The organism is Bacillus cereus group sp. BfR-BA-01355, assembly GCF_022663675.1.
In the GTDB taxonomy this organism is placed as follows: Bacteria; Bacillota; Bacilli; order Bacillales; family Bacillaceae_G; genus Bacillus_A; species Bacillus_A thuringiensis_S.
The window spans coordinates 1-374 of record NZ_JAKUFY010000331.1; the positions used below are offsets into that span (position 1 = coordinate 1).

Below are 374 nucleotides of genomic sequence, written 5' to 3' on the forward strand. Positions count from 1 at the left end.
ACATCCTTTACAAAATCAATCATCGGATCTAACACATCCGGTTTCAATCCTGTCATGAATCCAGCTTCACCCAGCATTGTTTTTTCCATTAACGCATTACATGGACATACTGTTACACACTGCCCACAACTTACACAAGATGAGTCATTTATACTTACACCATTGTCCCATATAACACGTGGACGGTCTAAGCTCCAATCAATTGATATAGTTTCATTCACTTGTAAGTTTTGACATACTTCTACACACTGCCCACAAGCAATACATTGATTTGGATCATATCGATAAAATGGATGTGACATATCCACTTCACACGCACTTACTTTTGGCTCATACGGATATTTCTGTTCCTCAATTCCCATCATATGTACTGT

General features: G+C 38.2%; 1 protein-coding gene. It reads right to left on the reverse strand.

The genetic code is table 11. From position 1 onward, the window contains the following. On the reverse strand, nt 1-374 hold a 374-nt coding region (locus MR167_RS31910; protein WP_242316270.1), incomplete at both ends, for a 4Fe-4S binding protein.